General features: G+C 59.8%; 12 protein-coding genes, 1 pseudogene and 1 riboswitch. Of the genes and pseudogenes, 7 read left to right on the plus strand and 6 right to left on the minus strand.

Annotated elements, in window-relative coordinates:
* Positions 1-39 precede the first annotated feature (39 nt).
* Positions 40-1,203, minus strand: coding sequence for a 1-acyl-sn-glycerol-3-phosphate acyltransferase (locus ACP7B0_RS09195; RefSeq protein ID WP_426140946.1), 1,164 nt, complete (start codon positions 1,201-1,203; stop codon positions 40-42).
* Positions 1,204-1,330: 127 nt separating this feature from the next.
* Here ACP7B0_RS09195 and ACP7B0_RS09200 point away from each other — a divergent pair, with 127 nt between their 5' ends.
* The 3 genes from ACP7B0_RS09200 to ACP7B0_RS09210 are packed head-to-tail and all read left to right on the plus strand — an operon-like array spanning position 1,331 to position 2,455.
* Positions 1,331-1,513 (plus strand): CPXCG motif-containing cysteine-rich protein, encoded by a 183-nt coding sequence (locus ACP7B0_RS09200; RefSeq protein WP_426140947.1) that lies wholly within the window; start codon positions 1,331-1,333, stop codon positions 1,511-1,513.
* Positions 1,513-1,773, plus strand: a complete 261-nt coding sequence (locus ACP7B0_RS09205) for a putative signal transducing protein (protein WP_426140948.1) — start codon at positions 1,513-1,515, stop codon at positions 1,771-1,773. Before ACP7B0_RS09200 ends, ACP7B0_RS09205 begins: the two co-directional genes overlap by 1 nt.
* 52 nt (positions 1,774-1,825) lie before the next feature.
* Positions 1,826-2,455 carry an SOS response-associated peptidase gene (locus tag ACP7B0_RS09210; protein WP_426140949.1) on the plus strand — a complete coding sequence of 210 codons (630 nt, stop codon included), beginning with the start codon at positions 1,826-1,828 and terminating at the stop codon, positions 2,453-2,455.
* A gap of 125 nt (positions 2,456-2,580) precedes the next feature.
* Here the strand turns inward: ACP7B0_RS09210 and ACP7B0_RS09215 are convergent, their stop codons facing one another.
* Both ACP7B0_RS09215 and ACP7B0_RS09220 read right to left on the minus strand, forming a co-directional pair.
* Complete coding sequence (locus ACP7B0_RS09215) at positions 2,581-3,423, minus strand: methyl-accepting chemotaxis protein (protein ID WP_426141541.1); 843 nt, start codon at positions 3,421-3,423, stop codon at positions 2,581-2,583.
* 15 nt (positions 3,424-3,438) lie between these two features.
* Positions 3,439-4,722: pseudogene (locus ACP7B0_RS09220) on the minus strand (HAMP domain-containing protein); the annotation flags it as partial.
* A gap of 225 nt (positions 4,723-4,947) precedes the next feature.
* On the opposite strand from ACP7B0_RS09220, the gene ACP7B0_RS09225 reads away from it, so the two are divergent.
* Complete coding sequence (locus tag ACP7B0_RS09225) at positions 4,948-5,766, plus strand: M48 family metallopeptidase (protein WP_426140950.1); 819 nt, start codon at positions 4,948-4,950, stop codon at positions 5,764-5,766.
* 180 nt (positions 5,767-5,946) lie between these two features.
* On the opposite strand, the gene ACP7B0_RS09230 is transcribed toward ACP7B0_RS09225, so the two are convergent.
* From ACP7B0_RS09230 to ACP7B0_RS09240, 3 genes are all read right to left on the minus strand, one after another.
* Positions 5,947-6,531 (minus strand): TMEM165/GDT1 family protein, encoded by a 585-nt coding sequence (locus tag ACP7B0_RS09230; protein WP_426140951.1) that lies wholly within the window; start codon positions 6,529-6,531, stop codon positions 5,947-5,949.
* Positions 6,532-6,602: 71 nt separating this feature from the next.
* Positions 6,603-6,740, minus strand: a riboswitch (yybP-ykoY riboswitch).
* A 40-nt stretch (positions 6,741-6,780) separates the two neighbouring features.
* Complete coding sequence (locus ACP7B0_RS09235; protein ID WP_426140952.1) at positions 6,781-7,779, minus strand: methyltransferase; 999 nt, start codon at positions 7,777-7,779, stop codon at positions 6,781-6,783.
* Positions 7,780-7,947: 168 nt separating this feature from the next.
* Complete coding sequence (locus ACP7B0_RS09240) at positions 7,948-8,913, minus strand: 2-hydroxyacid dehydrogenase (RefSeq protein ID WP_426140953.1); 966 nt, start codon at positions 8,911-8,913, stop codon at positions 7,948-7,950.
* An 85-nt stretch (positions 8,914-8,998) separates the two neighbouring features.
* Between ACP7B0_RS09240 and ACP7B0_RS09245 the strand changes: the two genes are divergently transcribed.
* The 3 genes from ACP7B0_RS09245 (at position 8,999) to ACP7B0_RS09255 (ending at position 13,882) form a co-directional block, all read left to right on the plus strand.
* Positions 8,999-9,628: a LysE family translocator gene (locus tag ACP7B0_RS09245; RefSeq protein WP_426140954.1), complete on the plus strand. Its 630-nt coding sequence runs from the start codon at positions 8,999-9,001 to the stop codon at positions 9,626-9,628.
* Between the two features lie 279 nt (positions 9,629-9,907).
* Entirely contained in the window at positions 9,908-11,584 is a 1,677-nt protein-coding gene (locus ACP7B0_RS09250) for a fatty acid--CoA ligase (RefSeq protein WP_426140955.1), read from the plus strand.
* A 360-nt stretch (positions 11,585-11,944) separates the two neighbouring features.
* A complete protein-coding gene (locus tag ACP7B0_RS09255) occupies positions 11,945-13,882 on the plus strand; it encodes a DUF1302 domain-containing protein (RefSeq protein WP_426140956.1) in 1,938 nt (645 codons plus the stop codon).
* Positions 13,883-13,886: the final 4 nt, after the last annotated feature.

A 13,886-nucleotide genomic window follows, 5' to 3' on the forward strand; every position in this document is an offset into this window, starting at 1 on the left:
TCTTGACTTCAGGAGCGCCTTTTTTAAAGCCCGGCCGCGTTACAGGGCAAGGCCCGCCTTGACCCGATACTGATTGCGCACCGGCGTGGCGTACTGCTGAATCAGGAAGGGGCGATGATCGTCGGGGCACTGGGTGAGACGACGCTGCCATTCTTCCTGCGCCTTTGCCAGTTCTTCGGCAGGGAACACGTCCGCCGCCAAGGGCACGTTCAGGCTCGGATCGGCATCGGTCCATTGCGCATAGGCCAGATAATGCACCGGAAACAGGCGATACCCACCCAGGATCTGGCGATCCATTTCGATGGCCAGTGCTTTGGTGTCTTCGAACAGCTCGGTGATCGGCGGCGCGAAGTTAACGTGCACCCGGCCTTTGTAGCCGGTGATCCCGAGGGCAATGCTGACATCGTCCTCGCCCGGCACCTTGGTGTAGGTTCCGGTGGTGGCGCGGATATACAGCTCCCGCGCCTTGGCCTGGTCGCACGGATCGTATTCATAGCTGATCGATACGGGCGTCAGGTTCAGCGAGCGGATCACCTCGGCGAACGGCTCATCCTTGCGGCTCATGTGGAACATTTTAAGGATGGCGGATTCGGTGCGGTCGTCGCCGTCCTTCGCGCGGCCTTCGGCCTGAGCGATCCAGATCGACTGGCAGTCGTTGCGAATCGAGTGGTTGATGTACGCCGACAGCAACTGGTAGGCGGCCATCTTTTCTCGACGTCCGGTAATGGAGCGGTGCACGATGAAACTCTTGTTCAGGCGCATCAGGTCGCTGACGAACGGCTTTTGCAGCAGGTTGTCGCCGATAGCGATACGCGGTGTCGGCAGGCCCGCGTGATAAACCGCGTAATTGACGAAGGCCGGGTCCATCACGATGTCTCGGTGGTTGGCCAGAAACAGGTAGGCACTGCCGGACTTGAACTGCTCGACACCGGTATAGGTCACACCGTCAGTGGCGCGCTCAATGGTGTGGTCGACGTAGTACTCGACCTTGTCCTGGAGCGTGGCTACCGAATCGATACCGGCAAATTCGCGGCGCAGCTTGCGCGCCAGCACCGGTTGCAGCACCCAGCCCAGCGCACCGGCCAGACGTGGGAAGCGAAAATGAGTCAGGATCGCGAGGAACGCTTTGTCGCTGAGCAGGCGCGCGAGTACAGCTGGGACTTCGGCGTCGTCGTAAGGTCGGATGGCATCGAATTCGCCCATCATGCTCTCTTGTAGGGAATGGCAGGAAAAGGGAGGCTGGGTCTGAAAATAACGTCCAGACTCGGAAATGGAACATCAGCCTTCAAATAGAGCGCGATTATACGCACAACTGGTCCGGGAGACCTTGATGCAGGAAGTACAGAGTTATGATTGCCCTTATTGTGGCGAGCCCGTCGAAGCGGTACTGGATTTGTCCGGTGGGGATCAACACTACATTGAAGATTGCCCGGTCTGCTGTCGGCCGATTGTTTTCGATCTGCAGACGGACGGGGAAGACTGGAATCTGGACGTTCGCAGCGAGAACGAGTGATGCAAAAAATCTATGAACCGCAGAACTTGCTCGAAGGTGAACTGCTGTTAGGCATGCTTGCCAGCGAAGGCGTGCAGGCGCACCTGACGGGGGAGCATCTGCTAGGCGCTGCCGGTGAGTTGCCGATTTTCGGTCTGCTGGGGATTTCGGTGGACAACGATCAGGCCGAACACGCACGGGCGTTGATCACTGCGTACAATGCTGCGCTGCCTGTGTCCGGCGACGAACCGGATAATTTTCCTGACGTACTGGTGTGCTGACCCGCTGCCTGATTCTGTTTTTTAGCTGCCAGAAAAGAGTTCTTTTGCCCTTATGTGTGGACGTTATGCCCTGTTTCGCTGGACGCCCGCTTTTGCGGCCTTGCCCGGTTTTCCGGCTGACCAACAGGCGCAGTGGAATATATCCCCGGCCGATTCGGTACTGATGCTGCGTGCCAGCGCCCAGGTGGAGGGTGAACTGGAAGTGGCGCGGGCACGCTGGGGCCTGACGCCTGCCTGGCTGACTGACCTGTCCCGCACGCCGGCCCACGCCCGCGCCGAAACCTTGGTCGAGCAGCCGATGTTCAAGGATGCGTTTCGCTCACGTCGCTGTCTGCTGCCCGCCAATGGCTTTTACGAATGGCGCGGCACAACCCGCAAGCGACCGTTCTGGCTGACACCGGGAGAGGGCTCGGCGCTGTTTTTTGCCGCGATCTGGGAGGCGTATCCCGTGCAAGGGCACACGTACCTGAGCGTCGCGGTCGTGACCCAGCTTGCCGCCAACCAGCGTCGCCCCCTGATTCTCGATGCGCAGGGCCAAAAGGACTGGCTGGCCGCCGACACCCCTTTGGCGACCTTGCAGGCGCTGTTGGCCAGCCCGCAAACGGCCCTGCGCGAAAGACCGCTGGCCAATCTGGTCAACGATCCCAAGCTCAACGCGCCGGAGTGTCTGACGCCTTTGTGACTGAACCCTTCGTTGGGGCGCCCAGACGGCTTGCCCGCGAGGGCGTCAACGTCAATCAATAAAAGCATCGACTGAAACGCCTGTTCGCGGGCAAGCCTCGCTCCAACGCGGGTTAGCCTGCCTTCCTACACCTTGAACTGATTGATCAAGCGACGTTGCTGCTCGGCCAGTTTGGTCAGCTCTGCGCTGGCCTTGCTGGATTCATCGGCACCGCCCGCGACCTCATTGGCGACCTGACCAATATTGATCACGTTGCGGTTGATGTCGTCGGCCACGGCGCTTTGCTCCTCGGCGGCGCTGGCGATCTGGGTGTTCATGTCGTTGATCACCGATACCGCCTTGGTGATGGTGTTCAGTGCTTGCGCTGCGTCGGCGGCATGGCTGACGCTTTCGGCGGTCCTGGACTGACTGCCTTCCATGACCTGAACCACCTCGCGCGTGCCGCTTTGCAACGCCTGAATCATGCTCTGAATTTCCTGGGTGGCCTGCTGCGTCTTCTGCGCCAGATTGCGCACTTCGTCGGCAACGACCGCAAAGCCACGCCCTTGCTCGCCAGCGCGGGCGGCCTCGATAGCAGCGTTCAACGCCAGCAGGTTGGTCTGCTCGGCGATGCCGCGAATGGTGGTCAGGATCGCGTTGATGTTCTCGCTGTCTTTGGCCAGGGTTTGCACGACATTCACTGCGCGGCCTATTTCAACCGCCAGGTTACTGATCGATTGGGATGTGTTTTGCACGATCTGCATGCCTTCGTGGGCGGCGCTGTCCGCGTGGCTGGCCGCTTGCGCTGCCTGGGTTGCGTTACGCGCCACGTCCTGGGCCGTTGCGGTCATCTCGTGTACCGCCGTAGCGACCAGGTCGATTTCCGACATCTGCTTCTGCACGCCCAGATTGGTGCGGATGGCGATATCAGCGGTGTGCTCCGAGGAATCACTGACCTTCTGCACAGACGTCACGACCTGACTGATCATGACCTGCAGTTTGCTCAGGAACGTATTGAAACCCTGGGCAATCTGTCCGGTTTCATCGACCCTGTCGCTGTTCAGGCGTTTGGTCAGATCCCCGTCGCCCTGAGCAATGTCATCGAGCATGACGACCATCTGTTTGAGGGGGCGCGCGATTGCACGTCCTGCCAGCCAGATCACCAGCAAGCCCAAGGCTGCTATGAGCAAACCCACCATGGTCATGCCGAAAATGTTACTGCTGTGCTGCTGCTCAAGATCACGTTGCAGCGCATTCAGTTCGGCCATGACCGCATCGAGGGGCAACTGCATCATCAAGGTCCAGCGCGCATCGGTCGCGCCGATACCGAAGGGCATGTACACCTCGATATGGCCGTGCTCCTTGTCGATGTCATAGCGCACCTCGCCCACGTTGATTTTGGCCAGGTTGGCCACTTCGTTGGCGTCCATCAGGACGCTGGCCTTTTCGCCCAGCCTGGATGGATCTTTGGTGTAGGCAACCAGCGAGCCATTGCTGGAGATCAAGGCCATTTCCCCGGCGCCGTCGTAGAGCTTTTTGTCTGCGGCCTCAAGCATCTCCTGGATGAAGTTCACCGACAGGTCGGCGCCGACAATGCCCTGGAACGTGCCGTTGATCATGATCGGCTGGATGAAGGACGAGAGCATCACCATCTTGCCGTCGAGGGGGTAGGGCGCCGGGTCGATGACGCAGGGTTTTTTGGTTTCCCGGGAGCACAGGTAATACTCACTCGAACGCACGCCGGTGGGCAGCAACCGGGTGTCTTCAAGGCTGGAGAGTTTTTCCAGGGTCAGGCTGCCGTCTGCCTTGCGATACCACCACGGCATGAAGCGGCCATCTTTCGGGTCGGCACCCGTTGTGGTCGAGCCCACATACGCCGCGTCATTGTGGTCAAGAACGTCGGGTTCCCAGCCTATATACGCGCCGAGAATCTTCGGATTCTGCTCCACGGCACTGCGCAGCAGATTGAGCATTTGCTCGCGACTGATCTTCAGTTGCGGCTGGCCGTTGCTGTCGTTGATACCCAGCAAGGCGTTGGTGGCGGCTAAACCTGCCGTGAGCAGGAGCGGTGTTTCAAGTTCGCGCTTGATCTCGCTGGCCTGGTTGCGGGCCAGCGCGCCAAGACGCGACTCTACCGAGCGCTCGAACTGCGCCTGGGTTTGTTGCTCAACCATCGCCTGGGTTCTCGCTCCAGCAAACAGTGCATACAGCACTAAGGCGACAATGATGCTGAGTACGATGGCGCTCGTCAGTGCAGCGACTGAAGACTGGATCGATTTGAACTTCATAGAGGGCTCCGGACGCTAGGGTACGTCTGTAGTTGTCTATCGGCTAATCTCTGAAGAAGCATGAACACACTGGCTGAATTTGACGTTAGTAGTGTTAAAACGTCGTAATCAGACAGGTCGTTCGCGTGTTCATCAATGGGGGCAGCTGACCGGCAAGACGATTGTTTGCTGGCGTGCACACTCTTTGCCGCTTAGGATGCCAGCACGATTCCAGGGAGATTCATCATGCGTCGTTCATTTGCTTTATGTGCCTTGAGTACCAGTCTGTTGCTCAGCGGTTGCCAATCGGTGAACACCACCAGCGGGGATGCGGTCGGTGTGGAGCGCAAGCAGTACATGTTCAGCATGCTGTCGACCGATGAGGTCAACAAAATGTATGCCCAGTCCTATCAGGAAACCGTGACCGAGGCCTCCGGCAAGGGCGTGCTCGATACCACCAGCGCCAATGCCAAGCGGGTGCATGCCATCGCCGACCGGTTGATCGCCCAGGCACCTAAACTGCGCCCGGACTCAGCCCAATGGCAGTGGGAAGTGAACCTGATCAAGAGCGATGAGCTGAACGCCAACTGCGGGCCTGGCGGCAAGATCTTTGTCTACAGCGGCTTGATCGATAAACTGAAGCTGACAGACGATGAGCTCGCCGCAGTGATGGGGCACGAGATTGCCCATGCGTTGCGCGAACATGGTCGCGAAGCGATGTCCAAGGCGTATGGCGTGGCGATGGCCAAGCAAGGGGCGGGGGCGCTGCTGGGGTTGGGGCAGGACAGCCTGGCGCTGGCCGATACCGTGGTCAATTACAGCCTGACGCTGCCGAATAGCCGCGGCAATGAAAACGAGGCTGATCTGCTGGGTCTGGAATTGGCCGCGCGCGCCGGTTACAACCCTAATGCCGCTATTACCTTGTGGCAGAAGATGACTCAGAATTCCGGTGGTTCTCAACCCGAATTCATGAGCACTCACCCGGCCTCCGACAACCGCATTGCCTCGTTGCAGGCAGCGATCCCCAAGGTGATGCCGTTGTATCAGGCGGCCAAAAAATCCTGAGTTGAGTGAATGTCCAGCTTTTGAGGGCCGTTCACCGGGTGGGGCTGGCTAAAGCCGGTCCCACACGGAATGCTGTGACCTGTAGGAGCGAGCTTGCTCGCGATAGCGTCGCGTCAGCCTGCGTCAGGCGGCGACACCTGCACACAACCGCCCGACGCGCATCAGGCTAAGCCGCGCCCGTTAAACCCACCCACTTACCTGCATCGCCTTGTACACCGCCACCAGCGCCAGTACGAAGAACGCGCTGGCCGCCAGGCGGCGAATCAGCGTCAGTGGCAGCTTCTCTGCGGCAAAGTTACCCGCCAGGACCACCGGGACGTTGGCAATCAGCATGCCCAGCGTGGTGCCGAGAATGACCAGCCACAGGTAGGAGTATTGCGCTGCCAACATCACCGTGGCGATTTGCGTCTTGTCGCCGATTTCCGCGATGAAGAAGGCAATCAGCGTGGTCAGGAATGGCCCGAACTTGCGCCCGTTACCGGTTTCGTCGTCGTCCAGCTTGTCCGGCACCAGCGTCCACAGCGCGGTGGCGGTGAAGCTTGCGGCGAGGATCCAGTGCAGCGTGGCATCGGAGAAGAAATTGCCGACCCAGGCACCTACCGCGCCCGCTGCTGCGTGGTTGGCCAGCGTGGCCGCGATAATGCCGGCGATGATCGGCCAGGGCTTGCGAAAGCGGGCGGCGAGAATGAGGGCGAGCAGTTGGGTCTTGTCACCGATTTCGGCCAATGCGACGACAGCGGTGGGGACCAACAGGGATTCCAGCATCAGGGTTTTCCTAAGGGGCGGGTCGACACGGCTATGACACGTACAGCCTTCCCGCCCCGGGTAAGGTGTTCGTGTCATAGGTCTTGTCAAACCACCGATCCGTCTGAGCGGATTCCGGGTCGTACGCACCATGGTCTGAGGACCAAGTATGTTGATGCGTACCGGACGAGCATGGCGCTCGTGGGAGACTACTCCCCTAGGACGGTGCGGATTCTGCCTACGCACGCCGCATTCGGCAAGCGCTTATTTTCAGGCGCGCTTGGCGCGATAAACCCGGAAACCATTGCCCTGCGCCTTGACTGCGCACACGCCCAAGTGCTCCTCGATAAGCGGCTGATACTTGAGGAACGCATTCGCAACCAAGCGCAGTTCGCCACCGGATTTCAGATGTTGGCGTGCTTTTCGCAGCAGGTTTTCCGTTGCCTGATAGTCGGTGTGTACCCCGACATGGAACGGCGGATTACTCAGAATCGTGCTTAAACCCATGGGCGCCGCGTCGATGCCGTCGCCCGTCAACACTTCGGCTTCCAGGCCATTGGCAGCCAGCGTCAGACGGCTGCTGGCGGTGGCGAAGGCATCCACGTCGAGCATGATCACGTTGTTGTGCGGGTAGCGACGTTTTACCGCAGCCCCCAGCACGCCGGCACCACAGCCGAAGTCCAGCAGGTTGCCACTGGGCAGCTTGTCGATGTTCTGCAACAGCAGCGCCGAGCCACGATCCAGGCGGCCGTGGCTGAACACGCCCGGCAAGCTGACCACTTTGAGTGGCCCGTCATCCATTTCCACCTCGTAATGCTGGGCGAGGCTTTCCAGGGTTTGTGCTTGCGGGGCACTTTCCACGGTCACCTGCCAGAGCTGGCAGTGACGGGCGCTGTCCAGCTTGCGCGCACGACCGAACGGGCTTAACTGGCGCGCAGCGGCTTCGATACCGCTGCGTTTTTCACCGACCAGAAAGAGCTCGCGTCCTGCCAGACGGGAGGCCAGGGCATTGAGAATATAGTCGGTCAGGTCACGGGATTTGGGCAAAAACACCACGGCGGCGTCGAAGGGTTCGGCCGGCGCGTCGACGCCGAAGTGCGTGCGCCCTTCGAAGCGTGCATCCAGCGCGGCCTGATCGCCCGCGTGCCAGCACCAGCCGCGTGCCAGGGGCAGACGACCCAGCAGATCGTCTGCCGGCAATCCGGCCAGCAGCAGCGAACCCTGAAACAGCTCGGCCTGACGGAGTAACACTTCACTGCGCGGGTCCATGGGAGGGCTCCTTGAAAAGGGGCGCAGTCTAGCAGCTTGAATGCGCTGTTGGAGCGAGCGGGCCGCGTTCCGACTTGCCCGCGAATCCGGCGCTTCGGTGGGCCAGACCCACCGCGTAAACTTTCTTCGCGGGCAAGCCTCGCTCCAACAAGCTTCTCCAGCCCCGGCTTAACTCACCACCCGTACCGGCTCGCCGGCAAAAAACGCCCAGGCATTTTCCGTGACCTGGCTGACGATCCGTTGGCGAGCCTCGCGGGCGCCCCACGCGCTGTGGGGCGTGATGATCAGACGGGGAATATCGCCAGCCAGCAGCGGGTTGCCTGCAACCGGCGGTTCCACGGTCAAGACATCGGACGCGGCACCGCCCAGATGGCCGCTGCGCAGCGCATCGGCAAGGGCCTGTTCATTGATCAGCCCGCCGCGAGCGGTGTTGATCACATAAGCGTGGGGCTTCAAGAGGCTCAATTCGTGATGCCCGATCATGTCGCGGGTGTGCTCGTTGAGCGGGCAGTGCAGCGTCAGGGCGTCGACTTGCGGCAGCAGTTCTTCCAGCGGCAGGCGATCTGGGCGGGCAGGGCGGCCGGGGACTTGCCCCAGCAGAACGTGCATGCCAAAGGCTTGTGCCAGTTTTGCCACTGCGCTGCCGAGCTCACCGTGCCCCAACAGGCCCAGGGTTTTACCTTCCAGCTCGAAAATCGGGAAGTCCAACAGGCAAAACTGGGTGGATTTTTGCCATTGGCCTTGTTGCACGGCGTTCTGGTAATCCGGCAGGCGCGTGGCCAGGGCGAGCAACAGCATCAGCGTGTGCTGAGCCACCGACGGGGTGCCGTAGCCCTGGCAGTTACTGACGGTGACACCGTGCGCGCGGGCGGCGGCCAGGTCGACGTTATTGGTGCCGGTGGCGGTCACCAGAACCAGCTTCAAGTCAGGGCATGCGGCGAATGCGTCGGAGTCGATCATGACCTTGTTGGTGATCGCCACGGTGGCGCCTTGCAGGCGCTCGATGACCTGATCGGGCGTGGTGCTGTCATGCAGTACCAGTTCGCAGAAGCATTCCCTCAGCGCGCTGAAGTCCAGATCGCCCAGATCCAGGGAAGTGTGATCAAGAAAAACTGCCTTACCGTGATTACTCATCAGCTGTACCTGTCTTTGAACGTTTTGAAAGCTTAAGGTGATCAGCCTAACAGAGCGAAATGCTTGCTTACATTTGGAGAAACCCATGTATTGGGCAGAATTTCTGACCGTCGCCTTGATCCACCTGCTCGCCGTCGCCAGCCCGGGTCCGGATTTTGCCGTGGTGGTGCGTGAAAGTGTCACCCATGGCCGCAAAGCCGGTACCTATACCGCCATGGGCGTGGGGACCGCGATTTTCCTGCATGTGGGCTATTCGCTGCTGGGGATCGGGCTGATCGTTTCTCAATCCATCGTGCTGTTCAATGCACTGAAGTGGGCGGCTGCGGCTTATCTGCTGTACATCGGCTTCAAGGCCCTGCGTGCCAGACCGGCCAGCGCCAGCGATGCGCCGGTCAAGCTGGCACAGGGCGAGCGTACCGCCCGGGGCGCCTTCGCCAGCGGTTTCGTCACCAACGGTTTGAATCCCAAGGCGACGCTATTCTTTCTGTCGCTGTTCACGGTGGTCATCAATCCGCACACGCCGCTTGGGGTGCAGGCGGGCTACGGTGTTTACCTCGCGGTGGCAACCGGGCTGTGGTTCTGCATGGTGGCGCGGCTGTTCAGCCAGGAGCGAGTACGCGCCGGGTTTGCTCGCATGGGCCATTGGTTTGATCGGGCCATGGGGGGCGTGCTGGTGGCGTTGGGCGTGAAGCTGGCGTTTACCGAGATTCATTGATAGCCCCCGCACGAGAGGCGATCGCACAGCAGGCACCGGACCGGCCGGGCTTTTCCCGGCGAAAGCCGGTCCCACGATCAGTTCAGAGGATTAGGCAATATTTGATAAGCGCACGCTTGCCCGCGACGGGATCGCTCCGGCTTGAAGCGGGTGTGATATAGCCAATCGCCTTCATCCGGCTCGTCCAGCAAATCATCCCTTCGGCTGATTTGGCTGGCGGCACTGGCCTCTAGAGTGCATATTTTCAAGCCTCGACTGTGCACTCGAAAAGGAACTCCTATGCTGCAGACCCGCGTTATTCCACCAGCCGATGGCGCCTATCAGTACCCCCTGTTGATCAAGCGGCTATTGATGTCTGGCAGTCGCTATGAAAAAACGCGTGAAATCGTCTATCGCGACACTGTTCGCTATACCTACCCCGAGCTCAACGAGCGGGTCTGTCGCCTGGCCAATGTCTTGACCGCCGCTGGCGTCAAAGCCGGTGATACCGTGGCGGTCATGGATTGGGACAGCCATCGTTATCTGGAGTGCATGTTCGCCGTCCCCATGATCGGCGCGGTCATCCACACCATCAATGTGCGGCTTTCACCCGAGCAGATTCTCTACACCATGAACCATGCCGAAGATAAGTTCGTGCTGGTCAACAGTGAGTTCGTCGGGCTGTATCAGGCGATCGCCGGGCACCTGACCACGGTCGAGAAAACGTTATTGCTCACTGACCTCCCGGAAAAAACCGCCGAGCTGCCCAATCTCCTGGGTGAGTACGAAACCCTTCTGGCCCAGGCGAGCAATCAGTACGAATTCGAAGATTTCGACGAGAACTCCGTGGCCACCACGTTCTACACCACGGGCACCACGGGCAATCCCAAGGGCGTGTATTTCAGTCATCGGCAACTGGTGCTGCACACCATGGGCGTGGCGACCATCGTCGGCAGTGCCGAGCGTCTGCTGTGCACCGATGACGTCTACATGCCCATCACGCCGATGTTTCACGTGCATGCGTGGGGCATGCCTTACGCGGCCACCATGCTGGGCTTAAAGCAAGTGTATCCCGGGCGTTATGACCCGGAGTTCCTCGTGGAATTGTGGCGCAAGGAGAAGGTGACGTTCTCCCATTGCGTGCCGACCATCATGCAGATGGTGCTCAATGCCAAAGCCGCCCAGGGGCAGGATTTCGCGGGCTGGAAGATCATCATTGGCGGCAGTTCGCTCAATCGCACGCTGTACGAGACGGCCAAGGCACGGGGCATTCAACTGACCGCTGCTTATGGCATGTCGGAAACCGGGCCGCTGATTTCCGTGGCGCACTTGAACGACGAGCTGCGTGCAGGCAGCGAAGACGAGCGCATTACGTATCGCATCAAGGCGGGCGTGCCGGGGGTGCTGGTGGACGCGGCCATTGTCGACGAGGCGGGCAACTTCCTGCCTGCCGATGGCGAGTCCCAGGGTGAGCTGGTATTGCGCGCTCCCTGGCTGAGCGAAGGCTATTATCGCGAGCCCGAAAAGGGTGTCGAACTCTGGGCCGGTGGCTGGTTGCATACCGGCGATGTGGCGACGCTGGACAGCATGGGCGTGATCGACATTCGTGATCGCATCAAGGACGTCATCAAGACCGGTGGCGAGTGGATTTCGTCTCTGGACCTTGAAGACCTGTGCAGTCGCCATCCGGCGGTGCGCGAAGTCGCCGTGGTGGGCATTGCCGATCCGCAATGGGGTGAGCGGCCTTTCGCGTTGCTGGTGATCCGCGAGGGGTACAGCATCGACGCGCGAGCGTTGAAGGAGCACCTCAAGCCTTTCGTCGAGTTGGGGCACATCAACAAGTGGGCGATTCCGCACCAGATTGCCCTTGTTACTGAAATTCCCAAGACCAGCGTCGGCAAGCTCGACAAGAAGCGCATGCGGCTGGATATCATCGAGTGGCAGAACAGTAACAGCACCTTTCTTTCGACGCTTTGATACCCACAGGCCGCGCTGCCTGAGCGCGGCCTGTCGCTTCCATTGCGCCCGATCAAGCGCTTGCCTTGCCAAATCCGGATATTAAGCCATTCTCCCCCACGAGCTACTGGGGGCAGGTGCATGGAAACAGGTGTGCCAGAGGGTTTGAGGCTGCAAATCACACTTTAGAGGGATCAAGCAGTGCGACCGGCTGGCTATAGTCGGCGTCAGGGGCTGGGTAAGAGCGCAAAAAGGCGCGAATTCGTGTCGTAACCCCCTGGGTTGCCCGATGAGTGTCAAAATCGGAATTTCGACGAGAATTCCGGTCGTTTTTAGCAGTACCCACTGCCAAAAAAAATAAAAGCACATGGAGTAGCGTCGATGACATCAGCAAACCAGTTCTGGCGCCGGGCAAAATTGCCTCTGGCCGTCAGCCTCGCTTCTACGCTCGCCGGCCCTGCATTCGGCGTCAGTTTCAACATCGGCGAAATCGAAGGGAAATTCGACTCGTCGCTTTCCGTGGGCGCCAGTTGGTCCACCGCCAACGCCAACAAGAACCTGATCGGTGCCAACAACGGCGGGAATGGCCTGTCGCAGACCTCCGATGACGGTCACCTGAACTTCAAGCGTGGGGAAACGTTTTCGAAGATATTCAAGGGCATCCACGACCTGGAACTGAAATACGGTGACACGGGCGTGTTTGTGCGGGGCAAGTACTGGTACGACTTCGAACTCAAGGACGAAGGCCGTGAATTCAAGGACATCAGCGACTCCAATCGTAAAGAGGGCGCCAAGTCCTCCGGCGGGCAAATCCTCGATGCCTTCGTCTACCACAACTACAGCATCGGCGATGAGCCGGGTTCGGTCCGTCTGGGCAAGCAAGTGGTCAGTTGGGGCGAAAGTACCTTTATCCAGAACGGCATCAACAGCATCAACCCTATCGACGTGTCCGCATTCCGTCGTCCTGGGGCGGAAGTCAAGGAAGGCCTGATTCCGGTCAACATGTTTTATCTGTCCCAGGGCCTCACCGAAAACCTGTCGGCTGAAGGTTTCTATCAACTGGAATGGGACCAGACCGTCACCGATAACTGCGGCACGTTCTTCTCCCAGCCTGACGTGATCTCCGATGGCTGCGACAGCAACCTGGCTGTTCTGCGCAGTCGCAACGGCCTGAACAGCTCGTTGACGGCCGCCGGTCTGCCAGCCGGTGCCCGTGCCGCCGTGTTCAATTCGTTAGCCCAGCAGGGCGTGACCTTCGGTAATCCTGATGAAGGCGCCATCGTGGCTCGCGGACCTGACCGTGACGCCCGTGATAGCGGGCAGTTTGGTCTGGCGATGCGCTACAACTTTGAACCCCTGGACACCGAGTTCGGTGCATATTTCATGAACTACCACAGCCGTTTGCCGATTTTCAGCGGCAAAGGCGGCCCGGCCAGTGCCTACAGTGCTACCGGTCTGGTGCGGTCATTGGCCAGTAACGGCATTCCGGTCGCCACGGCTTCGGCGTTGGCGTCGACCTTGCTGCCCGTTGTGGTTGCGGGCAACTCCAGCTACTACGTCGAATACCCTGAAGATATTCGCCTTTATGGCTTGAGTTTCTCCACCACCTTGCCAACCGGTACGGCGTGGAGCGGCGAGATCAGCTATCGCCCTAACGCGCCGGTGCAGGTCAACACCACAGACATCCTGTATTCGGGCCTGTCGCCGCTCAATCCGAACGTTTCGGTGCTGACCGGTAGCCCGAACACCGATCAGCCGGGCTACCGCCGTAAAGAAATCACCCAGATGCAAACCACCTTCACCCAGTTCTTTGACCAGGTGATGGGCGCCGAGCGTCTGACCGTCGTGGGCGAGGTTGGCTGGACTCACGTGGGTGGGCTGGAGAACACCTCGAAAATCCGTTACGGCCGCGATCCGAGCTACGGTCCAGGTCCTTTGCCTGGCGGGCAGTGCACCACCCTCAATGCCAGCACGCTGACGGGCGCTGCGCAAAACAACTTGAGTCGCTACTGCGAAGACGACGGTTACACCACTGCCAACTCCTGGGGCTATCGCGCCCGTGCCATCTGGGACTACAACAGTGTTTTCGCCGGTGTGAACCTGCGTCCAAGCATTGCCTGGTCGCACGACGTCGAAGGTTATTCACCGGGTCCCGGGGGCAACTTCGAGGAAGGGCGCAAGGCTGTCAGCCTGGGCCTGGATGCCGAATACCAGAACACCTACACAGCGAACCTTTCGTATACCAATTTCTTCGATGGCAAGTACACGACTGTTGATGACCGCGATTTCGTTGCGCTCAGCTTCGGCGTGAATTTCTAAGAAC

Origin of the sequence: Pseudomonas sp. DWP3-1-2, from assembly GCF_049896285.1 — a bacterium.
In the GTDB taxonomy this organism is placed as follows: Bacteria; Pseudomonadota; Gammaproteobacteria; order Pseudomonadales; family Pseudomonadaceae; genus Aquipseudomonas.

Coding starts and splice junctions, on each gene's coding strand:
- ACP7B0_RS09195 (WP_426140946.1), bottom strand. CDS start 1,203: ATGGGCGAATTCGATGCCATCCGACCTTACGACGACGCCGAAGTCCCA.
- ACP7B0_RS09200 (WP_426140947.1), top strand. CDS start 1,331: ATGCAGGAAGTACAGAGTTATGATTGCCCTTATTGTGGCGAGCCCGTC.
- ACP7B0_RS09205 (WP_426140948.1), top strand. CDS start 1,513: ATGCAAAAAATCTATGAACCGCAGAACTTGCTCGAAGGTGAACTGCTG.
- ACP7B0_RS09210 (WP_426140949.1), top strand. CDS start 1,826: ATGTGTGGACGTTATGCCCTGTTTCGCTGGACGCCCGCTTTTGCGGCC.
- ACP7B0_RS09215 (WP_426141541.1), bottom strand. CDS start 3,423: ATGATCAGTCAGGTCGTGACGTCTGTGCAGAAGGTCAGTGATTCCTCG.
- ACP7B0_RS09225 (WP_426140950.1), top strand. CDS start 4,948: ATGCGTCGTTCATTTGCTTTATGTGCCTTGAGTACCAGTCTGTTGCTC.
- ACP7B0_RS09230 (WP_426140951.1), bottom strand. CDS start 6,531: ATGCTGGAATCCCTGTTGGTCCCCACCGCTGTCGTCGCATTGGCCGAA.
- ACP7B0_RS09235 (WP_426140952.1), bottom strand. CDS start 7,779: ATGGACCCGCGCAGTGAAGTGTTACTCCGTCAGGCCGAGCTGTTTCAG.
- ACP7B0_RS09240 (WP_426140953.1), bottom strand. CDS start 8,913: ATGAGTAATCACGGTAAGGCAGTTTTTCTTGATCACACTTCCCTGGAT.
- ACP7B0_RS09245 (WP_426140954.1), top strand. CDS start 8,999: ATGTATTGGGCAGAATTTCTGACCGTCGCCTTGATCCACCTGCTCGCC.
- ACP7B0_RS09250 (WP_426140955.1), top strand. CDS start 9,908: ATGCTGCAGACCCGCGTTATTCCACCAGCCGATGGCGCCTATCAGTAC.
- ACP7B0_RS09255 (WP_426140956.1), top strand. CDS start 11,945: ATGACATCAGCAAACCAGTTCTGGCGCCGGGCAAAATTGCCTCTGGCC.